This is a genomic window from Neomoorella sulfitireducens (assembly GCF_024733845.1).
Classification (GTDB): Bacteria; Bacillota; DSM-521; order Neomoorellales; family Neomoorellaceae; genus Neomoorella; species Neomoorella sulfitireducens.
In genome coordinates, this window is record NZ_JANRHG010000001.1 from 251,678 (window position 1) to 274,545 (window position 22,868).

The 22,868-nt window shown below is 55.2% G+C and carries 15 protein-coding genes; 4 read left to right on the forward strand and 11 right to left on the reverse strand.

What is annotated here, in order from left to right:
- Positions 1 to 4: 4 nt before the first annotated feature.
- The 7 genes from NWF31_RS01225 to NWF31_RS01255 all read right to left on the reverse strand — a co-directional run bounded on the left by NWF31_RS01225 (position 5) and on the right by NWF31_RS01255 (position 7,649).
- A complete protein-coding gene (locus NWF31_RS01225) occupies positions 5 to 1,546 on the reverse strand; it encodes a gluconokinase (protein WP_258358678.1) in 1,542 nt (513 codons plus the stop codon).
- The gene (locus NWF31_RS01230; protein WP_258358679.1) at positions 1,543 to 2,823 is read right to left on the reverse strand and encodes a nickel-dependent lactate racemase family protein; all 1,281 of its coding nucleotides are present in this window, start codon (positions 2,821 to 2,823) and stop codon (positions 1,543 to 1,545) included. Before NWF31_RS01230 ends, NWF31_RS01225 begins: the two co-directional genes overlap by 4 nt.
- A 31-nt stretch (positions 2,824 to 2,854) precedes the next feature.
- Positions 2,855 to 3,673 (reverse strand): SDR family oxidoreductase, encoded by an 819-nt coding sequence (locus NWF31_RS01235; RefSeq protein WP_258358680.1) that lies wholly within the window; start codon positions 3,671 to 3,673, stop codon positions 2,855 to 2,857.
- A 101-nt stretch (positions 3,674 to 3,774) separates the two neighbouring features.
- A complete protein-coding gene (locus NWF31_RS01240; RefSeq protein WP_258358681.1) occupies positions 3,775 to 4,533 on the reverse strand; it encodes an SDR family NAD(P)-dependent oxidoreductase in 759 nt (252 codons plus the stop codon).
- A gap of 63 nt (positions 4,534 to 4,596) precedes the next feature.
- Positions 4,597 to 5,880, reverse strand: coding sequence for a TRAP transporter large permease (locus NWF31_RS01245; RefSeq protein WP_258358682.1), 1,284 nt, complete (start codon positions 5,878 to 5,880; stop codon positions 4,597 to 4,599).
- A gap of 62 nt (positions 5,881 to 5,942) precedes the next feature.
- Positions 5,943 to 6,446: a TRAP transporter small permease gene (locus tag NWF31_RS01250; protein WP_258358683.1), complete on the reverse strand. Its 504-nt coding sequence runs from the start codon at positions 6,444 to 6,446 to the stop codon at positions 5,943 to 5,945.
- Between the two features lie 165 nt (positions 6,447 to 6,611).
- Positions 6,612 to 7,649 carry a C4-dicarboxylate TRAP transporter substrate-binding protein gene (locus tag NWF31_RS01255; RefSeq protein ID WP_258358684.1) on the reverse strand — a complete coding sequence of 346 codons (1,038 nt, stop codon included), beginning with the start codon at positions 7,647 to 7,649 and terminating at the stop codon, positions 6,612 to 6,614.
- A 682-nt stretch (positions 7,650 to 8,331) separates the two neighbouring features.
- On the opposite strand from NWF31_RS01255, the gene NWF31_RS01260 reads away from it, so the two are divergent.
- The 4 genes from NWF31_RS01260 (at position 8,332) to NWF31_RS01275 (ending at position 11,688) form a co-directional block, all read left to right on the forward strand.
- Positions 8,332 to 9,207 (forward strand): MurR/RpiR family transcriptional regulator, encoded by an 876-nt coding sequence (locus NWF31_RS01260; RefSeq protein ID WP_258358685.1) that lies wholly within the window; start codon positions 8,332 to 8,334, stop codon positions 9,205 to 9,207.
- 184 nt (positions 9,208 to 9,391) lie between these two features.
- Positions 9,392 to 9,745, forward strand: coding sequence for a cupin domain-containing protein (locus NWF31_RS01265; protein ID WP_258358686.1), 354 nt, complete (start codon positions 9,392 to 9,394; stop codon positions 9,743 to 9,745).
- A 337-nt stretch (positions 9,746 to 10,082) separates the two neighbouring features.
- Complete coding sequence (locus NWF31_RS01270) at positions 10,083 to 10,709, forward strand: DUF47 domain-containing protein (RefSeq protein ID WP_258358687.1); 627 nt, start codon at positions 10,083 to 10,085, stop codon at positions 10,707 to 10,709.
- Positions 10,702 to 11,688 (forward strand): inorganic phosphate transporter, encoded by a 987-nt coding sequence (locus NWF31_RS01275; RefSeq protein WP_258358688.1) that lies wholly within the window; start codon positions 10,702 to 10,704, stop codon positions 11,686 to 11,688. Before NWF31_RS01270 ends, NWF31_RS01275 begins: the two co-directional genes overlap by 8 nt.
- 1 nt (position 11,689) lies before the next feature.
- Here the strand turns inward: NWF31_RS01275 and NWF31_RS01280 are convergent, their stop codons facing one another.
- The 4 genes from NWF31_RS01280 to NWF31_RS01295 are packed head-to-tail and all read right to left on the reverse strand — an operon-like array spanning position 11,690 to position 22,751.
- Positions 11,690 to 15,586, reverse strand: a complete 3,897-nt coding sequence (locus NWF31_RS01280; protein WP_258358689.1) for a helicase-related protein — start codon at positions 15,584 to 15,586, stop codon at positions 11,690 to 11,692.
- Between the two features lie 36 nt (positions 15,587 to 15,622).
- Complete coding sequence (locus NWF31_RS01285) at positions 15,623 to 18,868, reverse strand: DUF1156 domain-containing protein (RefSeq protein WP_258358690.1); 3,246 nt, start codon at positions 18,866 to 18,868, stop codon at positions 15,623 to 15,625.
- An 11-nt stretch (positions 18,869 to 18,879) separates the two neighbouring features.
- Positions 18,880 to 19,494, reverse strand: a complete 615-nt coding sequence (locus NWF31_RS01290; RefSeq protein WP_258358691.1) for a DUF7680 family protein — start codon at positions 19,492 to 19,494, stop codon at positions 18,880 to 18,882.
- A gap of 5 nt (positions 19,495 to 19,499) precedes the next feature.
- Positions 19,500 to 22,751: an ATP-binding protein gene (locus tag NWF31_RS01295; protein ID WP_258358692.1), complete on the reverse strand. Its 3,252-nt coding sequence runs from the start codon at positions 22,749 to 22,751 to the stop codon at positions 19,500 to 19,502.
- Positions 22,752 to 22,868: the final 117 nt, after the last annotated feature.

Genomic DNA, 22,868 nt, shown 5'->3' on the forward strand with positions numbered 1-22,868 from the left:
AACCTTATCGCGTATGACGTCTCTGGAAATTGCTGATGAGACTAAAACTCTCCTGTAGGTTCCAATAAATTTGCTGGTACAGGCTAAAAAGCTCACTATAAATTTCATGGGCTTGCCTGTCGGGGGTAAATTCCTGCCGTATTTTTACCATCCTATCTACAGCCTCTATCCCGTCCACAAAACCTAACCCCCACATAGACAGTAATGCAGCACCGCAGGATGGCGCCTCAAGAACTGCCGGCAGTTTAACCGGATACCCGAATATGTCGCTCATAATCTGGCACCACAGGGGGGAGCGGGTAAATCCACCGGTAACTCTAATCTCCGCCGGTTCCCCCACCAGTTCGGTAATGGCCTGGAAAACGCTGTACATGCGGTAAATAACGCCTTCCATCAGGGCGCGAACTAGGTGGGCTTTGCCGTGATGTAAGCCGAGGCCGAAAATTACTCCCCGCGCCTCTGGATTCCAGTAAGGGCTCCTTTCTCCCGTGAGAAAAGGCAGGCAAAGCAAACCTTCCGCACCGGGTCTTACCTTTCCCGCCAATTCGTTGAGCAGGTCGTAGGCCTCAATTCCCTTTGCTTCAGCTTCCCTCATTTCCGTCTCCCCGAGATTATCCCGGAACCAGCGGTAGACAATGCCGCCGTTATTAATGGCGCCCCCTACCATCCAGTGCCGGTCGTCCATCAAATAACACCAGGTCCGCCCCCGGGGATCGGTAAGGGGTCTGTCCGCTATTACGCGGATGGCCCCGCTGGTCCCTACCATGGCCACCATCTGGCCCGGTGCCCTGGCACCGGAGCCCAGGTTGGAAAGTACCCCGTCGGCGGCACCGATGACCACCGGTAAACCGTCGGGAACACCCAATCGGTCCGCCTTCTCCCCGTCCAGCCTCCCGGCTATGGCAGTAACGGAAACGACCTCGCTTAATTTTTCCCGTCCGATACCGGCCAGCTCCAGGCACTGTTCATCCCACCGGAGGGTATGAATATTAAACAGGCCTGTTCCCGAGGCTAGAGAATTATCTATTAGGAACTGCCCGAACCACCGGTAAATAATATACTCTTTCAAAGAAATAAACCTGGCCGTACGGCGGAATATTTCAGGTCGTTCATCCTTAAACCACAAGATCTTCGCCAGGGGATACATGGGATGGACACGACAGCCTGTACGCCTGTATATTTCCATACCACCGTCGCCGCCGGCCAACACTTCGGCCTGGCGGACGCTGCGGTTATCGGCCCAGATGAGGGCGTTACTGAGGAGTTCCCCTCCCGTTCCAAGGGCGATGATGCTGTGAAACACCGAATCCAGGCCCATGCCGGCAATGCTGTTTTTATTAACGCCCGACTGCAATATACATCGCTGCACCACCCTGCAGGCAGCCTCAAAAACCTTCTCCGGGTCCTGCTCGGCCCAACCCGGTTGAGGTTGCAGCAAGGGGTATTCCTCCGCCGCCACACTGTGCAACTGCCCGTCCAGATCGAAAAGGGCGGCGCGACAGCCGGTAGTCCCTATATCCAGGCCAATAAAATAAGGACCTTTCACTGGATGTTACCTCCTGCCACAACCGGTAAAATTTCCCCGCCGTGTCTGAAACATATGACCTTTGCCCGGCGCCCCAGCAGACCATAGGCCATTTCTAAAGCCTCCCGCGGTGTCGGCGCCCATTTAAAGCCTATTTTCTGAGCCACTTCAGGCCCGATCCCCGGGGAAACCAGGATACATGAAGCCTTCTTTTGAATGACTTCGCCCACATGAACCAGGTGAGCGGCCACCGTCAGGTCGGTAAGTACACCCTGCTTCACCAGCCTTTCTACCTCGCGCAGCGGGCGGTAACCCACCTTTTCGATGGAGGGGTGCTGGGAAGCAACTCCTTCCGGGCATGGTGTCACCAGGATTATGACGCCGCCCTCCCTGACGGCCAGATCGGAGGCATAGATACCCTTGGCCGCCTGCCACATCTCCACATCAGCAGGGTAAGAATCCGTCAGGACTATATCGGCCGGTTCCGGTATCTCCACGCCGAAAACTTCAAGGGAAACCCGGCACCCGGCGCGGTGGGCGTGTACAAGGTCCCCGCAGAAGGCGCCTACAATCCTGCCCTGCCTGTCCTGGACGACGTTCAAAATGGCATCCAGACCGGCCTGCCTGGCTACCGTTTCGATTTCCTGTCGTACAGGGTTGTCCGGTTTACCCATTATCTCCCAGCCCTGGTACCGGGCGCTCAACCAGTGGGTCTGTTCCGTCGTCCGGCCGCCGCAAACGGCAGGCTGGATTATCTTGCCTCCGCCGCTGAAGCCGGCAACGCGATGGGGTACAATATGACCGATACCCAGGATGAAATCAGCCTGCAGCACTTCTTTGTTGAGCCAGATTTCCGTCCCGCCGGGGGTTTTCCCGGTAAACTCCAGGCTCGAAGCGTCGCGCCAGTTGTGGCTGATAACTCTAAACCTGCGCAACACATCTTCCCCTAACTTCTTTTCACACTCCGCCTGTGTCATGGGCCGGTGGGTGCCCAGGCCTATCAATATAGTTATACTATCCTCGGCGACCCCGGTCGTTTTTAATTCCTCAATGACCAGGGGCAGGATTTTGGCCACCGGAGTAAGGCGGGTATTGTCATCCACGATAATAAGTATCTTTTTCCTTCCCCGGGCCATTTCCGCAATCCGCCGGGTACCGATGGGATTGAGGAGCGCCCTGGCTATAATATCTTCTTCTCTTTCCTGCGTGGTAAACTCCCGGGGTTCAAACAGCCCGAGGAAATTATCTCCTTCGATATCAACTCCCGGTAGACCATCGTACAAGAATTCGACCCGCATCCTGCTTTTTCTCTCCCCATGCTTTAGTGCACTACACTCCTGAATAGGCCTGAAAACCTCCGTCGATGGGTATTACCGCCCCGTTAATGAAGGAAGCTGCCTCAGAACAAAGAAATAATACCGCCCCGCACAGGTCATCCGGCAGCCCGTATCTACCCATGGGTGTCATATTTAATACGCTTCGACCCCTTGGCGTAGATGCCCCCGTTTCGGCATCGATCAAAAGATACCTGTTCTGGTCGGTCAGTAAAAATCCCGGCGCAATGGCGTTGACTCTAATCTCCCTGGAGTATTCCTGGTTAAAATGAACGGCCAGCCACTGGGTAAAATTACTGACCGCCGCCTTGGCGGCACTGTAGGCTATGGTTTTCGTAAGGGGGGTATAGGCCGCCATGGAAGATATGTTTATCACAATGCCCTTTTTCTTTTCAACTATGACTTTACCGAAAACCTGGGTGGGCAATACAGTGCCGAGGAAATTGAGATTGAAAACTTTTTGTATATCCTCGGTGCTTAAATCAAAAAAGGACCGGTCGGGCCCGGTTGTGGCCCGGGGATGGTTCCCCCCCGCACCGTTAACAAGAATATCCACCGTAGCAAATTCCCGTAAGATTATCTCCCTGGCTTTCTCCAAAGATCCCTTGTCTAAAACATCGGCTTCCAGGCCTATGGCCGCCCCACCTGAAGCAACGATTTCGGCAGCTACCTTTTCCGCCCCGTCCTTCTTCAAGTCTAAAACCGCCACCCTGGCTCCTTGAGCTGCCAGCGCCTTTGCTATGCAGGAACACAAAATACCTGCCCCACCAGTTACCACTGCCACTCTATCCCTAATGTCAACCTTGATGTCCATACTACAACCTCCTGTGTTACGGCCCAGAAATATATCGGCAACGCGAAAAACAAAAACGGCGCCTTTTCGCGTTTTGACAACCTCTTTTTATCCGCCGCCTGCTATAAACTCGAACCACCATCAATACTGACAAGACTTCCGGTCATATACGCCGCTTCATCGCAGCAGGCAAACAATATAGCCCAGGCTATCTCTTCTTCTTTGCCCAGGCGTCCCATGGGCTGCCGGGAGATAAACTCAGCCCTCATAGCTTCAGGGTCAGGTGCCTTCCTAATCTTTTCCTCAATGGCGGGCGTATAGGTGGTCCCGGGGCAAACGGCATTCACCCGGATATTATCTCGTATATAATCGATGGCCATTGCTTTGGTGAGCCCCACCAGAGCCCCCTTGGAAGCGCTGTAGGCAGCCCTGTCCCTTACTCCTTTAAGGGCCGCCACCGAAGCTACGTTGACAATCGCACCGCCCCCGGCCTTTTTCATTTCCTGCACGGCATATTTGGCGACGAAGAAGGCTCCCTTGACGTTTACCCTGAAAGTTTTATCGAAATCTTCCTCGGTTGTGTTATCCACCGTGCCCGGCAGGACAATGCCGGCATTGTTGACCAGTATGTCGATCCTGCCAAAGGCTTTTACCGTTTCTTTGACCATTCTTTCGGCATCGGAAACTAAAGAGACGTCACCCCGGATAAAGATTCCTTCGGCGCCGGCTTCTTTAACCAGCTTTAACGTCTCTTCCCCGCCCGCGAGGGAAAGGTCGGCTATCGCCACCCTCGCTCCCTTGCGGGCGAAAAGCAACGCCGTTGCCCGTCCGATGCCCAATCCCGCTCCGGTTACTAGCACAGCTTTCCCGTCGAAACGCATGCTGATCCCTCCTAGATATTTGGTATCAAAATAATGTGCGACCGCCTTTTCACCGAAACCGTCCTATTTCCCGAATATCAAATCAGGCAACCACAGTACTGTTTGCGGCAACCAGATTATCAGGACATTCACGACAGCAATTGCCAGGATAAACAAAATGGCGTCCCTGATGAACTCCTCAACGGAAACATCGAGAATAGTACACACGGCATACATAGCCGAACCTACAGGCGGGGTAACATTACCAATAGTTATCGCCAGGACAAAGATAATGCCGAAATGCACCGGATCCAGGCCCAGCTTCAACGCCACCGGCAGGAAGATTGGCGTGAGCATAAGTATGAGCACCGCGCCATCGACAAACATCCCCGCCACCAGCAAAACGGCTATGATTACAAGCAAGATCACTGTGGGGCTACTGGATATCCCCAGCATAAAATTGGAAATAACCTCCGGCAACCTTTCCCAAACGATGCCGTAACTGAATATCGCGGACAGGGCGATCAGAAACATTACGCCGCCGGTGTCCACCACGCTGCCTTCCAGCGCCCTCTTGAAGTTTTGCCACGTCAGCTCCCTGTAGGCAAGCAGTCCAACTGCTATGGCATAAACGGCGGCAAAACTTCCCACCTCGGAAGGGGTGAATATGCCGAAACGCAAACATACCAGTAACATGACCGGGAAAAGAAGCGCCCAGATACCGCTTAAGCTAGCTTTAAAGATTTCCCCGGCCGAAGCCCGCTTTTCCCTTTCGGGCAGGTAGCCTCGTTTCTTGGCGAAGTAGGACACCGCCATCATAAGCGTCACTGTCATCATTAGGCCCGGTATTATCCCCGCGGCAAAAAGCCTGCCAATAGAGATGTTACCCACAGTGCCGTACAGTATCACCCCTATTCCCGGGGGGATCATGATAGTGATCAGAGAGGCATTGGCGATAATGGCGCTAATAAAACCTTTACCATAGCCCCTCTTAATCATTTCCGGGCCGAGCATGCGTGCCTGCATGGAGGCATCGGCTATACAGGAACCGGTTACCCCGCCGAGGAGCAGTTCCAGGACCACTACGACCTGGGCCAGACCGCCGCGCATGTGGCCGGTGAGAACCGAGGCGAGCTTGAGGAGCCTATCGGTTATACCCGTCTCGTTCATAAGATTGCCCGCCGCTATAAACATGGGAATGGCCAGAAGCGCGAAGTTCTGCGTTTGCGTTACTGTAAGTTGTACGGGAATGGTTAAAGGTAACTCCAGGTGTTGCGGAAAGAATAAGGCCCCCGCAATGCCTATGGCAAATGCTACCGGCATTCCCGTAAACAGTAAGGTCATAAAGGCAATAATCACCAGCAGCATCTCATCAAATCCTCCTAGTTAAATCCATAATCTTCTAATTAAAACAGGGGGTTATCTGCACTCTAGTACCCTGCCTCCTCCGACCGTTGCCGCAGGGCGTTTGCTCCTCCTGCCAGTTCACGCCTGATTTTTAGTACTGTAGTTATTAGCAGGAGGATAGCGCCTACGGGCAAGCTCAGTGTTACCCAGGTATAGCTAAAACCGGGAATGCCCTGGAAGGTCCTCGCCCTGGTGGTATAAGAAAGCCAGGAACCGAAAACGATTAGATAAGCCAGGAAGATGACTATAATGAAGTAATGAATCATCCTTATATACCACTTGGCTTTTTCTGGGAGCCACTTAATAAACGCGTCCACGATTATCAGCTTATCGTTTCGCCAGGCAATATCAGCACTAAAGAAACAACACCACGCGAACAGGAACGTCGCCATATCTACTGCCCAGTTGATGGGATGTCCCAGGGTCCTCATGAACCCGGCAACGCATACTAAAACTACCATCACGAACAGGGTTACCTGAGCGATTACCCCTTCAATCCGGCAGATAAATTCATAAGCTTTCTTCATGACCGGATCTACCACCTATTATGTTTTTTTATTGAAAGTAAAACACCAACCACCGGGGCGATAAGCTATTCCCCTCAAACCGGGGAGAGAACACTTTAACTTACTCCGGCCTCCTCCCGTTCACGGAATGAGGCCGGAGTAACCGCGGGGGGTATTCAGTTTACATTACTTTTTTCCCAGTTCGCCGTAAATCTTGTCTCTTACCTCAGTAAGCTTCAATGCCTCGTATGCCTTCTCGCCGGCTTTTTGGAAAGCTTCCATATCAACATCTTCTATTATAGTCAGGCCCTTTGCCTTTACCTGTTCCTTGGCCTCTTTTTCGTACTTCTCCATGATCTGTTTGGAGACTTCCATACCGGCTTTATCACATTCTTCTACCAGGACTTTCTGATACTCGGGAGGCAGGCTGTTGAAGAACTTCGAGCTTATCACTTCAAAATTAATGAGCATGATATGTTTGGTCTCGCTCATGTACTTGGCAACCTCATAGAGCTGCCCGCCGTTCACGTTCATGTAAACAAGCTCCGCCCCATCAATAACCTTCTGCTGAATACCGGGATACACCTCACCGAACGGAAGGGCTACAGGAGTTGCACCCAGGGCGCGGACCGACTCCTGCCATATAGGCGCACCGGGGGTCCTGATGCGCAGGCCCTTTAAATCCTCCGGGGTTTTGATGGGTTTATTCGTTAAAAAGTGCCTGTACCCCTGTACCCAGTTAAAGGACAGGACTTTCAAGCCGTATTCCTTGTCCAGTTTTTCCATCCAGGCCTTAACCGTGGGGAGTTCCTTGAGCTTCGCCACTTCATCAAGGCTTTGTACAAAATAAGGAGCGTTCATTACGGCTATTTCGGGCACGTAATTGCCCAGGCGCGCCGAGTCGGTATTTTGACCAACGTTGGCGCCCTGCCTAATCTGCTCGATAATATCCTCTTCAAGGCCGAGCTGGGAACTGTGATAGACCTCAATCTTGAGGCCACCGTTAGTTTTTTCCTCAACGTTTTTAGCCCATTTCAAAAAAGCTTCATGATACGGCTCCGAAGGACCCAGGACGTGGTTGAATTTTAATACATACTGTTTTTTCGCCTCTTCCTGTTTAGCCGTTCCCCCCTGACCCGATTGCGCCTTGGAGCAGCCTCCTGCCAGGAACAAGACCATTACCGCGACCAGCATCATGCCGGCTATCTTTTTCACGTCCCTCATAAGAAACCTCCTTACTTACCTAATACTATTTAATTTTTCAGTAAAACCATCAGATTCGGGCAATCCTCCCCGGTTTACCTCGCCGTTGACAGTTCACCTCTCACCTCCTTAATTTATTCCTGCCTTCAGGTTCATCGGTACCTGCCATCACCCCCTCTCGACTTCCTTTGGGGCTACGATAATCGCCCTCATCTTCAAAAAATAATTAACGCTGTTTTAAGCTGCAATATTTTATTGTGTCTGAGGAATTCATTAAAAAGAATAATGCAAACAGAGCCCAGATTTTAATTATACCTGTCCTTAAAACCTTGCTTGTTTATCTATTAGACGTGCCCTTAAAAATTCCTGCTCACTCATTAAAAAAATTTCATCTTTAATGTTTGGGTTCCGGAACTAATTTTATCCTGTTTTCCCCTGCATCCATGCGGCCGCATTACCAGTACACTTTTTAGATTACCGTCCCCGGACTGATTTAATTTACCATCCTGTTTGTCCTGCCCCGATCTTTAACAGCCTCCCACTTTCCCCAAAATAGCTTGTTTTTTTACTTGCACCGGTGTATAATTTTATTGGTTTACAATAATTAACTCCTGAATAAAAATTATTTTCATCTCGTAGAAGTGCAAACTAAAATTTATAACTATATATAAACGGAAAACTCTTCCGGGGGGGACTAAACGAAATGAACAATCCCGTTCTCTACGTTACTCCAGATTTTGAGGGAATCCTTGTAAAGCTCCGCAGTATCCAACCGTCCTTACGTTCGGCTGAAGCACGGGTGGCAGAATGGATTCTTGATAAGCCGCATGAAATTATACATTTATCTATTACTGAGTTAGCCGAAAAATGCAATGTCGCAGAAGCTACAATCGTGCGCCTGTGCAAAAAGCTCGGCTACAGCGGTTTTCAAGAAGTCAAGATATCACTGGCCCGCGACCTGGTTGAACCTATAAAAAGCATCCATGAAGAAGTTTTGCCCACCGATGATTTTCGAACTATGGCCACGAAGGTATTTCACAGCGCCATGCAAAGCTTATCCGACACCCTCAAGATTCTCGATTATACCGAATTGGAACGTGCCATTCGCACTATTGCCAAAGCCCGCAAAACCGATTTTTATGGAGTAGCCGGTTCAAGTTTTGTTGCCCTTGATGCCCACCATAAAATGTTTAAAAGCGGGTTGTTGAGCGCCTCTTATAATGATCCTCACATGCAGATTATTTCAGCCAGCTTTTTAACCAATCAGGATGTGGCCGTGGGGATTTCTCATTCCGGCAGCACCAAAGATACCATCGAGTCCTTAAAGGTCGCAAAAAAAGCCGGAGCTACTACCATTTGTATCACCAGTTTCATGAAATCACCTATTACTAAAGTCGCCGACATAAAACTTGTTGTCGCCGCCCGAGAAACAACATTCCGCAGCGAAGCCATGGCTGCCCGAATTGCCCAACTTTGCCTTATTGATCTTATAATTGTTGGCGTATCTATGCTAAGACAGCAAGAAAGCCTGGTAGCTATAGATAAAATGCGTCGCGGCATTGCCTTAAAGCGTTATTGAGGCATTCCTGCAATACTGTTTCTATAGGACCATTTCCTATAACCTCAGGGCTGAAATCTCCCTGATTTCAAGTACCTAGAAAGAAGGCAAACCCGGTCTTGCACACCAGCATTCTCTCAGATAAAATAAAGTAACAAAGCGGAATAAAATTAAAATTACTCTTGCAAAAGGGGGTCCATGTCCCGTGATAAGAAGGGCACAGGAAATAAGAGAGGAAACATTTACAGGCTTCAGGGGCGGCCAGGGAGAAGTCAAGATAGCCCATATCCTCGAAGCAAATAAAAATGAGTTCAACGATAAAGGACGGCTTTTTGCCCGCTTTACCCTTGCACCCGGGGCTTCAATCGGGTGGCACCAGCACAACGGCGATTTTGAAACTTATTACATACTCAGCGGCCAGGGCACAGTAAACGACAACGGAACGGAAACCACAGTCAAGGCCGGTGATATGGTTTTAACAAGAAACGGTGAATATCACTCGATAATTAATACCGGTGAAGAAGACCTGGTGTTTATAGCCTTGATTTTGTTTGCATGATTGCCAGCTGGCGTCCCGGCTCAACCGGCTCATGTCGGCGAAAAAGTCTTAGAGCAGGGCGTTTAAGAGCCGGCAGGTTACCCACCTTCGCCGGTTAGAGTGCATGATCGTAACCATAGCCAGCCTCGGGTTACGTACCTGGCACCGCAGGTAATTGCAGGTGGCAGGTGCTTTTGTTTTCTATTTAGTGAGGCATTCATGGGGTATTTAACACAAATTTAACAAAAAATATAAAGGAGAACTGTAAAAACAGGCGAATTAATAATTTTAGGTGCGTTTGTTTCTTCTATAAACAGGATATTTTGGCAGTAATAACAAATAAACTGGAGGATACCAGATGTTCGGGTTTAAATCAGCTGATGAGCAATTTTTTAAGCTTTTTGAAGAAGCAGCGGAAATTATTTACCAGGGTGCCATTCTACTTAAAAACATGATGGACAAATACGAATCCATTGAAAAACGCTTGGATGAACTGGTAGTCCTGGAGCAAAAGGGAGATAAGGTTACCGACACGATTATTGACAACCTGAACAAGACTTTTATCACTCCTTTTGATCGTGAAGATATTTATAGTATAGCCCGGGAGCTTAATGAAATTATGGATTCCGTGTGCAGCACCGTTGAAAAAATGGTTATTTACGAAGCAGGCAAGCCTGGCGATAAGTTCAAGGAAATGGTAAATGTTTTCGTCAGGGCAACGGAAAATGTGAAGTCGCTGGTATACTGTATACGCAAAATTAAGGATAACACCGGTGCCATTATGGAGCTTTACCACGAAATTGCGAAAGATGAGTCCCTGGGGGATAGGATTTATCGTCTTGGAGTAGCCGACTTGTTTAAAAAGGGCAATAACGCCATTGAGGTCATCAAGTGGAAAGAAGTATTCGAACAGCTGGAAACATCACTGGACAGGTGTGAAAAAGTTGCCAAACTAATCCGGGGAGTAGTTGTTAAATATGCTTGAACCATTAGTAATAGTGGTGATTATCCTTGCCCTGCTCTTTGATTTTATCAACGGTTTTCATGATACGGCCAATGCCATCGCCACCTCTGTTTCTACGCGGGTATTGTCACCGATCGTGGCTATTTTAATGGCAGCGGTACTGAATTTCTTCGGTGCCCTGGCTAATACCGAAGTTGCTCATACCATCGGCCAGGGTATTGTTAATCCCCAGTTTATTAACAATGAGACTATAATCGCCGGGCTGCTGGGGGCTATCATCTGGAACCTGTTTACCTGGTACTTAGGGCTTCCCAGCAGCTCATCTCATGCCCTTATCGGTGGTGTAGTCGGTTCGGTTATTGCCAGCAAAGGATTTGCCGTCCTGAATGTCAAGGGCCTGATTGAAAAAATATTCATCCCCCTTATCACATCGCCGGTCATCGGCTTTATCATCGCCTATATAGTAATGGAGTTTATTTTATTACTAGTCGGCAACATGGCCCCCAGGAAGGTCAACAAGTATTTTTCCTTTCTCCAGATTCTTTCGGCTGCTTTTATGGCTTTCAGCCACGGTTCCAATGACGCCCAGAAATCAATGGGCATTATTACCGCCGCGTTACTGGCTTCTGGAATCATTCCATATTTCCATGTGCCTTTCCCGGTAGTTATCGCCTGTGCCCTGGCTATGGCCCTCGGCACCTCCATGGGAGGATGGCGGATTATCAAGACAGTAGGCACGCGGATAATCAAGCTGGAACCCATCCATGGTTTCGCCACGGAATCTTCTGCGGCCATGGTTATTATCGGCGCTTCCCTCCTGGGAAAACCGGTAAGCACCACCCACGTGCTATCGGCCGCAATTATGGGCGTCGGCTCAACCAAACGCGTTTCCGCGGTGCGGTGGACGGTAGCGGTAAATATCGTAAAGGCCTGGTTGCTGACGGCGCCCGCATCCGCCCTGGTAGCTGCCATGGTGTTCATGTTGATTAATAGGATATAAGCTAACGTATTTTCCGCCGCCTGGCCTCGACTTCACGTTGGAGGCGGGACAGCATGTCAGCTACCCGCAACTCGCGCTTCATGCCGCTGGCCAGGCGGCTGGCGGCGTCTACGGCCGCCCGGATCAGGATACGCGGCGCAAGAAAGCTGGCCGTATCGCCCACGAGCGGCACCCGGCAGTCGAAAAGCAGGTCGCCGGCGACGGATCTCAAGGGTTCCGCCGGTACGACAATAGTTACCCTCTCACGCTTGACGCATTGAGATTCGATGTCGCGCAGGGCGGTCGAGAAAAGGACATCTTCCCTGTCATGACCGGCCTTGACTTCCAGCAGGTCCCGGATAACTAATAATGCAAGCATCTCCTGGGCCCGGGCGGCGCGGATGTTTTCCCCTTCAATCCGCCCCGCCGCCAAATAGTGTCCGAACTCTTCCCGGGCCATCTGCGTGAGCTTTTCCCGCAGCGGTTCTACCTCCTCAGTCCCCAGGGTTTCCCCTTCCGCGAGCTGCAGGTTTTCCACATCCCTCCATGACAGGACAAGACGGACCACGCGGCTGCCTCCTGCTTCCCGGCAGGCCGCCGCAAAGCCCACCACTTCAACACCATCCATCCCGGAAACGAGCACGGCCAGCCGCCTTACACACCGGGGAAGCTCGAAACTGTTCATGTGTTCTAAAACGCGCTCAAAAACGGGGTCGCCATACGAGGCAAAATGCAAACGCCTGCCATCTCCGGCCAACCCTTGCTCGTAAAGCTCCCGGGAAACGGTTAAGACTGCTCCTTCCGGCACGCCCTCAATTCCCGTCAGGGCCAGCACCGGCTTGCCATTTTCACTTTCGACGGTACACCCCCGACGGCGCAGGTACGACGAACCCTGCAGGGCCTCCCAGATGGCCGCCAGGTTTACCGGCACCGGCCGCCGGTCGGCCACCCTCTCCAGCCGCATGTAAATCTCATAAAGTTCCTGCGGGTTGATTTCCATGCTCTCCGTGCGCCGGCGCTGTTCCTTAAGCTTCTCGAGGACGCGCGCCTCCAGCTCCTTCTCGGTTAGCGTGCCCTCGGCCAGCTGGCGAAAATCATCCGGTTCCACCGGCAGCAGGGAAACCTGCTGGGTACCGACAATGAGATTGGCCTCAGCCAGGCGTGATAGCAGCCGCCCGTATACGATCTCCTCGGCGCTGCCTGTATAACAGAGATTAAGGACATAAACCTCCAGATGCTTCTGGCCGATACGGTCAATCCGCCCGATCCGCTGCTCGATTTTCATGGGGTTCCAACCCAGGTCAAAGTTAACGAGGAAGTCGGCGGTCTGCAGGTTCAGGCCTTCTGCCGCGGCGTCAGTACATACCAGGACGTCGATCTCGCCCTGCAGGAACAGCTCTTTCACCTTTTCGCGGTCTACGGCCACCATGCTGCCTGTATTCGGATCGTAATACTCGCCCCCGCGCCCGGAATAGGTACCGACGCGCATGCCGGGGTCGGCCTGGCGCAGGCGGGTAACGATGTCCACGAGGGTATCGTAAAAACGGGTAAAGATTACGGTCTGGCGAATACGGCCGGTGCGCCGGTCGCGGCGCTGTTCGAGCCTTTTCATAAGTTCCTGCATCTTCGAAGGAAGTTCGGTCAAATCGGCCAAAAGGTTGAGCATTACCTGCAGCCGTTCCCGCTCCCATTCCAGATCGGCCCTTTTGCGACCTTTAAGAAGCACCTCTGGTACTTCAAGGTCGTCTTCCTCTTCACTTTCATAGACCGTCTCTTCCGAAGCGACGGATTCAGCTTTGCCTGCTTCCATCTCGCTCTGGTGCCGCAGGGTAGCTTCAACCCTGGCCAGGCGGCGCTGGAGCGTCTGGCGCAGGGCGTAGAGGCTGGAAGCGAAGCGCAGCCGCAAAAAGCTCAACAGAAAGCTCAACATCTGCTGCGCCTGGCGGTCGCCGTGGGCCTTGATCTGCTCGTTCAATCCATTGCAGTATTTTTCCAGCTCATCATAAATACGCTGTTCCAGTGGCGTAAATTCGATCCGGGGCAAGGAGAGGATATGGCGCCGGGGAAGGTTTTGCTGCAGCCGGCCGCGGTCGCGGTAGATCTCCAGCAACGGCCGGGTGTGGCGGAGCATCACCCGGGAAAGGGGAGAGACGCTGAATAACAGGCGCAGCATCAACAGGCGGTCCCTGCCCCGGGGAACACGGCCGTACTCCAGCCAACGGTGCAAAGCTATCTGGATGCGCCCGTCAATGACGCTCTCCTCGATAAAACGCCAGAGCATGGGGTCCTGCCAGCGTACCGCCTTTACTGCCCGCCGCAGGAAGTCCCATTCCAGTTCTCCCGGTTCCCGGCCGTCCAGCAGGCGGCCCATGATATCATAATACTGCAGGGTCAGGGACGGGTCGTACTGGAAGGCGCCCACCCGATTGGTCAGGGCCAGGAGGTCGCATACTTCCACCGGATGGATCTGCATAGGAGTGGCCGTGGCCAGCCACAGGGCGCGTGCCCTGGGGCGCAGGTAATCCCTGGCAGCTTTATAGAGATTACCATAGTCCGGGTGTACCCCGCAGCCGGCCGCAGGATTATGCCGCCGCAGGGCATGGGCTTCATCCACCAGGGCGATGTCGAAGGGCGCCGCCAGGGCAAGGGCCTCTGCCCGCTCACGACGATAAAAGAGCCCCGTGGATATGATCACCAGGTCCGGTTCGTAAAGGGATCTTGCCGGCCGCGTTTCTTCCACCGGGAAGATATATTCGTGGGCGGTTTCCGGCGTGGTGCGCGCCAAGCCGAAGGAAAGCAGCATCTTCGCCGCCATCTGGCGGTGCCACTGCCGGGTAAGGCTCGCCGGCGCGGCAATGAGGATGCGTTTCACCAGGCCCGCCAGGTACAGGGAACGAAAGGCCAGCCCCGCCTCGATGGTCTTCCCCAGGCCAACCTCGTCACCCAAAATGTAGGAATAGGGCCAGGTTTCAACCAGCCGGCGCACCACGATGGCCTGGTGGGGCCACGGCTCTACAGGTGCGGTCTCCATGCCCACAAAGCGGCCGCCCGGCATCTTCGGCGCGTCGCGCAAGACGGCGAAGCGCAGCCGCTCCATGGCCGCAGGCGGTGGTACCGTTCCCGCCGCAGCCCTGGTACCGTCCACCTCTACCGGGAAGTCAATCCCTTCCGCGAAGCGGATCAAGCGGCGCCGCACGGCTTCCGGCAGGGTCAGCACCGGCAGGTGGGGGACATTACCTTGCCACAGGTTTTCAAAGGCCTCTACAGCTTCGTCGACCCGCCGGCGGTCCGTATCGCCCCACCAATCGCAGTGGACGTCAATATTTTCTGCGTTCAGGATCAGGGCCGTCTTTGATTCATTCAGCGTCCCGGTCCCGTACATCCGGTTGCCAAACTCGTCGTAAAGGACAAACCACTTTTCGTGGACATAGCCGTCGTCAACGGCATCCAGGGCCAGGGGTTCACCGGTTTCTTTATGCACGCGGAAGGCCACCCGCACCTCAAGATAGCCGTGGGCCACCATCCAGGCAAGCAGCATTACGCCGTTGCGCACCCCTTCCGGCCAGGAAGCCTCTCCCTCAAGCTCGCCGTTTAACCTTGCCGCCAGCCGCTCCCTGTCCCCGGCCAGGATGGCCCGCACGTCTTCGGGGTCCAGGTAGGCGCCGACAATGAGGCGCATTTTTCCCTGGTGGCCGACAAAAGCCGAAAACCCCATCGAGGCGGCGGCCAGGGACGACGATCGAAAATAACCGGCCACCCGGTCGTAGCGCACCGCCAGGCTCAGGGCGGGCACATAGAAATCGTGCAGCATGTCGAGGGGGCGGCCGTCAATAAGGGTAGAAGACGTCCGGTAGGACAGGAGCCAGGATCGGGACCGCAGGCCCTTACCTTGCGAAGGGTTTTCCATGAGCTCGGGCATCAGCTATCTCCCCACACTTACTGGTATCCGGATGTTCTACTGCAAGCCGAAGAGAATGGCCTCCGCTTCCCGGCGCAGCTTTTCGTCGGCCGCCTGCGCCGCCCAGACGGAAAGGAGATCGCGGAGCACCTGCTCCCGTCCCCCGGCATGCTGGGCCAGATAGGCGCGGGCGAGGGGCACATCGCCTTCCCGGTAAGCGAGGAGCAAACCGTGGAGAAGGTCCCACTCGGTCTGCGGGTTTTCAAGCCGCTTCCTGTCGCGCTCCTCCGGCCGGGCCAGGCGCAGCTTCGAGCCCCGGCGGATGAGGGGCGCGTGGTAGCCGCCGTCCCCGGCAGCGGCGCGCCCGGTACGGCCGCCGCGGCTTTCGTCGTTGATGCCGATCATGCGGCCGCTGACGGTATACCCGCCCGCCCTGGCCTCCAGGCTGATATTGAGGGAACGAGAGAGGTTCAGGGCCTCATCATAGGGAAATTCGGCCAGGCTGAATATGCCGTAGAGGGTGAGGGCCATGGCGGCTTCCGGGTTCAGGTCTTCCACCCGCAGGCGTCCCCCTGTCAAGCGAGTGATCTGGTACTGGGCAACGACGGCGCTGGCCTCGTTCATGGCGCGGGTGGGGCTGACCGGCTCGTCGCCGTCCAGCACCGGCCAGTGCTGGGAAAGCACATGCAGGGCGCGGCCGTAACCGGCCACCATCTCGTCCACCGGGTTGAGGTGAAGGGGGGCGAACTCTTCCAGGGCCCGGCGCACGGCCTCGCGCACCAGCCGGGCCACCCCGGTGCCGCCGAAGCCGCTCCAGGTGGCGGGTTTACCGTCCTTTACCTCCCGCTTGCGGCAGGTCAGGAAGATAGAGCTGGCCGCGGCAGCCATGCCTTTCTGATGGATGGACTCTGCCGCCTCCGACTCCACCGGCAGCGAAGACGTGATCGTCCAGCCGCTCTCTATTAACGAGCGTGTCAAAGCCTCCCAGGCCTCCTGGGTCTTGTGGGTGAACATAATCGTCATGATGCCGTCATCTTTGAGGACCCGGCGGCACTCGGCGAAGATCTCGCCCATCAGGCGCTCGTACTCCCTGGCCGCCCCGGCGGCCGACCCGTCCCGGGCGGGATTGGCCACGGCCTCGTCCGTCTTGTTGGTAAGCCGCCGCCGGAACAGCTCTGGGTACAAGTCGTGGAGGGTGCGTCGCTGCCAGACGTAGAAGTAGTCGGACAGCTCCGCGTACTGGACGTTGTTGTAGTAGGGGGGGTCGATGCAGATGAGGTCCACGGAAGCATCCGGCAGGTCCAGGCTGGCGGCCGTGCCGCAGCGGATGGTCACCGGCGGGGCGGCGCCGTTAAGGCGATCATGCAGCGGCGCCACCAGCTCGGCGATGCCGGCGTAGGCGTCCAAAACCTGGGCCAGGGCCCAGGCCGCTCCGGAATTGGGGCCGGTAAAGATCATTTCGCCGAATGTCCACTTTATTGAAAAGTCATGGCGCCCAAAGGTACCTTTTACTATACCACGGGTGTATTCCCAGCGTGTTTGCTTGCTGTTATAATCAAGCCCTTTATCGACCATAAATTGAAGGTACGTGACTACGGCGCGGCCGCGTTCCTGGCCGAGTTCCTTTAAGATTTCAGGTTTGAGGCGGTTGAGCTCCCCGACCAGGATGAGGTGCCCCAGGAGCTGGCGCGGGGTGAACATATCGCACCAGCGCGTCATGCCGTATATAACAGGACGCATGTCGTTGCCCGGAGGAAAACTTTCCGTAGGAATAAGCCCCTGCTGCTCCCACTCAGGCCAGCGTTCGGCGAGGCGCTTTTCGGCCTTGGCCAGGGCCGCCAGGTCCCGCTCGTTGGGCGGCCGGAAGAAGCGCACCTTCTCGGTCTTAATTTCCCCGGCCCTCTCGCCGCTGGCATAGCGCTGCGGCCTGCCGTATTTATCCAGCTTGGGCTGGTAGCGCACGGCCGCGACGCAGTAAAGGCGGTCCTGCCATTTGCCGTGGGGCGATTCTCCCCGCGCCTGGGCTTTAATCTCGTCGGCGGGAATGGCCTGGCGGCAGTGGACGCATAAGCCGACGCCGTCCTTCACCGTCGCGAAGTCCGGGTCCTCGCCGTTGGGCCCCCGGTTGCCCCTGACGCGGTAGATCTCAAAGCGGACCTTCCCGCCCCTTTTGCGGCCGTCGGGGACGATCCGCACGCCCCACTTATCGCCTTCCTTAGAGAGCCAGCAGGTGTTCAACAGCGGCGCCTCGCCGCCGCAGTGGGGACAGGTGACCTGGCGGCAATAAAGTAGTCCTATTTGATCCTGTTCATTCCCATCAAACTGGGAAACGACTTCCGGGCACTTACTGCAATGTCGCCTTAGATGCTCCAATTCTTCCCTGGGAAGCGGCGAAAAAGGCGTCACATCAGACATCTGCTGTTCGACGTGCGTAACCAAACGGTTGCCCCATTTCTCCAGGTCTTTGATCAAGTCAAACCCAAACCTTGCCGGGTAGTCAAGAGTAGCGTATAGTATTACAACAGCAACAGGGTTTAATTCGTTGGCAATAACTCTATGCCCGAGGCGCATGGCCTCAAACGGGATAGAACCACCTCCTGCCGTGGGATCAAGCACTGTCAACGGTTCATTCACTGGAGCTGGATGGTGCGCATAAGCTCGACCATATGCGTACAAATCTTCATCGTCCCATTTAATGACAGATCCTAAAATGCTCTTTACACGTTCCGACTTGGCAAACTCGATTCGCTCATTCACATGGGCCGGATCCGCAGCTACCCGCTGGACCGGGAGGTGATCGCCTTTTTCAGGCCAGGGCTGCGGCAGCGGCTGCGACTCCCGAACCCAACGTTCGATCACCGGATGGCTGCGAAGGCTCGGGTCGGCGTTGCAGAGCTTTTGAATAATCTCCCGGTTTTTAGCACGTCGTTCCTGCTCCTTTTCCATTGCCCGTATGATCGCTTCATCGACCGGCAGCCACTCGACCCCAGTCCTGTCGGTTTCCACGCGGCTTAAGATTTGCCCGGTAAGGATCCACGGCTCGCCGTTCACTATTGCCTGCACTTTCTCGATGCCGAGCTGGCGCAGGAACCAGTCCGGGTCCGTCCCGGCGGGCAGGAGGGAGGCGAGGATGGCGGCCCGGCTCGGCACAAGGGGCCGCCGCGCCCACCAGACGTGGAGAAAATAAAGAGGCGGGAGGGCGGAACTGGCGCCGCGTTCCCTCTGGGTCTCGGCGCCGACCTGGTGGCAGGGAAAACCTGCTTCGATGAGACGGACGTCAGTCCTGGCTTTACCGTTCTGCATTACCATCATCCCTACCTGCGCAGCTTCTCAAGAAGTTGCAGGATCGCCTTGTCGCCGGGCTGGCCGCCCAGCATGATGCGCATGCCGGCCAGCGCCCAGCGGTTAGCCGCCTCGCCGTACTGGGTTCCCCGCGTCAGCCAGTAGGCGGCTTCCTCGCGACTGAAACGCGCCACGCGCCAGGCCATGAGCTCGACGCGGTCCATTTCCTTTACCCTTTCCTGGAGTTTAAAAATAAGGGCCAGCTTTACGCCTGCTTCCTCATCCAAAGGGAGGTTACCCCGGAAGGAAATGCGGCCATTGCCAAGGAACCGCTGCAGCTCCAGGGGGATCCCGGCCGCGTCGCAGACGCCGCCGATAATGGTGCGGATTACGGGCAAACAGCGGCGCAGGGGCTGGCCGTACAGGCATCCCCGCTCTTTGAGGGCTGTTTTGCCCGCAGCCCCGCCGTTTTTCTGCCGGTCCTCCCCGGGGTTCAAGCGCTCCTTGACCACCAGTACGGGAATGGGTTTATCTTTAAATTCGGTTACCCGCAAGATCCAGGGGGCCTGCAGCAAAAGAGGCCGGATGCGATGCTGGAAATCCCGTTCCAGCTCCAGGGGATCGGTCGGCTTTTGCTTTTTCGTCATATTAATCACTCGCTACCTTTATCTGCCGAACTAACTTTCTTTAACTCTTTGATAAAGGGGCAATCGTCGTCAGGATTTTCGATTTCCAGGAAGGCCTCTGTACGTTCTCCTTTGGTGACAACACCCGCCAGCACCTCAAAAAGCTCCCCCAGGGCATTCACCGATCCCGGGGTGACATCGGTGAGCTCTATGCGCATGAGCCCCCCCTCCGGAAGCTTAAGATCCAATAACTCCAACATTTTAATAGTCGTCCTGGCGCCCCGGTTATAGATGCTGCCCAGCCGCCCCAGCAAGGGCAAAATTTTTTCCGTGCCTTCCCGGCCCTCCAGGGTAAGGGTTTGGCCGCTAGCTTTAAGCCACCCCCGTTCAGCCGCTTTTGCCGGCGTGATCAGCACATCACCATCCTGGGGGGTATAAAGGACGGCAGCGGGCCCCTGGATGAGTTCGGGCTTTTCTTGCTGGTCCGGCGTGCCGCGAAAGGCCAGCAGGCGGCCCTTCTTAACCAGGTTCACCACAGCCTCCTGGAAGTCTCGTTCCGGGATTTCCCCGTATTTTTCGGTCAGGTTTTCGGCAACTTCCTCTATCTTGACCGCCCCGCTGCCGCTTACCGTGTAGAAAACGTCATCACCCATCTTGTCAGGATCAGGCCGGCGGGCGGCTATCCAGCCGCGCTGGTTTGCCCCCTGGACGGTAATGAGACCATAGCCTTCGGCAGCCAGGTTGACCCCCATGGGTATGCCGTTCTCCTGGTGGTAAAATTCAGCCGGCTTCAGGCTGTCTGCCGCGCCCATGCGGTAAACGCACCATACGCCCTTCTGCACCCCGGCGCGGATAATTTGCTCGAAAACGGCCGCATTCTCCAGTACCGGCCAGTTGCGCACGCAGGCGAAGTTATCCCGCAGTTTGGCCAGGGTTATGGTATCACCGTGGTCAAAGAAGAGCTTGCTTAAATTTATAAGGTCCGCATGGGTGGTATTGCTGGCGGTGAGAATCTCGCCATCTTTGATTAAGATTTCGCGGATTTGCTCTATGAAAGGCAGGCCACCCTCGCCGCCAGCCGTCTTGAGGTCGCGGCGGATAATATGCCCTCCTGCTCCCGGGTAGTAGAAGCGGGTATAGATACCGGCAACGGTGGTGACCAAGCCCTGCTCCCGCTCACTGAAACGTTTTTGGAAATCTTCTTCCGCCAGCCGGCGGGGGTTGAGCCCGTAGCTCTGGGGCCTGTCGCTCAAGAGGCGCATGGCCAGGACCTGGCGGGCGATAGTTTCGATACGCTGGCGTGCTTCTTGTGCCTGGGCACCTCGATTTGCGAATAACTCTCCCTCATCACTCATTCCTTGAACAGTGACGGTTTCGGGAACCAGGAGAAAAATGAGGTTCTGCTGTAGCCGGGGTGTATTAACCCCCCTGGTAGTTACCATAGCCTCAACATCAATGGTTTCGGCACCAGGGGCGACGACCCCCAGCACGGGCCTGCCTTTGCCGTCGGGCAAATGTTCCGGCAGCGCGACGTCGTGTTCTATATGGAACAAGCCTGAACCGCCGGTGATGATCTTGCGCGCCGTAGCTTCAAGGAGCTCCTGGACCTGTCCTGCGGTGATGGTATTGCGGATCCTGGCAAGGATGTTGTTAATCGTCGGCTCGGGGCTGGCAAAATATTTCCCTTGCTCGTAGCGAAGGTAAAAGGCGCTTTCGTTTATCTCTTCTAAGGCCATGCGTACCTGGGGCGGCGTCAGGCCGGGAAAGGATACGGCGAACAGGGCCTCGGCCTCGGTGAGGCCGAAGATTTTGGAGTCCAGGCCCTCTTCGCGCCCCACCAGGCTGTGAAGAAAGACCGTCTTCCAGGTGTACTCGTAAAGGGGATGGCCCTCCGGGTGCGGGTTGCGCCGGTCGGCAAGCTCGGCATTGCTACGGCCGCCCTCGAGGGTACCCGTATCGACGCCGCCCACGTCCGCATTAAGGACGAAAAGCAGGTCGGAGCTACCGGTACGGCCGAGGATCTCATTGACCACCCTGTCCGAGCGCAGGTCAAGGTGACAGGCGTGGATCATGGGAACGGCCTGCTGTTTTTGCCACAGGCTGCGAACGGCCAGGGCCAATACCCGTAGAACGCCGCGCGTGCCCTGGAAGTTCTCGGCGCTGGCCAGCTTGTTATTCAGGAAATCTATCAAGGTAGGATGGAAGGGATAGTTGGCAGTCATCCGGCCCAAAAAATCATCGCTGGTAGCCTCCTGGGGAAGCATGGCAGCGTTGCGGCGGTACATGGCAATATATTCTTTCGCCATTTCCCTGGCAGCTTCGCTGTCTATGGATAAAAAAAGCCGCTTGGCCAGTACGGAAGCGATCTCGGCGGCATGCACCGGCGTAACCTGGACGGCGTCGCGGGCCACTACGCTGGCTACGCCCTTGACGGCTTTTTCGCCAATCCCCAGGGCATCATCTTCACTGACCTCTTCGCCGCGCACCTGGCTAACGAGCTTAGCTAAATGCTCCGTCTGGCGGGCAAAGGCATCGGTGGCGCTGGCCAGGGTAAGAATAACCGCGATGCCGGGATGATTGCGGGCATAGCCGTGCAGCCCCATTAGAAAGGCTGCAAGCTGGTTGGCCCCGTCGGGCCGGGCCGCTTCCAGGCGGGCCGCGTACTGGGCCAGCTCATCCAGCATGATAATGGCCTTCCGCCCTCCCAGCACCCTCGCAAAATACGTCTTGCCGGGTGCGGCATAGGAGCCGGTCTCTTCTTCCACCTGGCGGTAGAGCTCCTCGCCACCGATTTGATAGGCAATCTCTCCCCATAGGGTGTAGGGCACCAGGTCATTACCTTTCGGTTTATGTACCGGGATCTCGTCCCCGGCCACGCCGACGACGGCCAGTGAACCGGGCGCCGGGAGGAATTGCGGGTCGAGAAAATCTCGAACGACGTCGCGCAGCGCCGTACCTTTATAGGCAATGTGGGTGCAGGCGATCAGGGTATGGGTCTTACCGCCGCCAAAAGCCGTTTCCAGCCGGTGGATAGCCGGAACCGTCATGTCACCAGCGATACGGCCGAAAACTTCCGCCAGGGTCAGGCGCAAGCCCTGTGTCGGGTAGGTGGCCTCGCGGAAAAAAAGTTCCGCGTCGGTGTAAATATTATCTATGACGCCCCGGCCGCTGCGGTAATACTCGATGATGGGACTCAAAGACGCTGTAAAAACCTCGGGGTTAAATGTGCCGGCCAGGATCTCGGGACGCGGCCGGCATGTATCCAGTACCGATAGCAAAGCCAATACCCCCTGTCCGCATCTTCTAGAATCCGGCATGAAGCCACCCTTTTTCCGGCCATCACTGGCCACGCCGGGTACGGTTCTAAAAAAGCCCTGAATTATGGATATTACCAT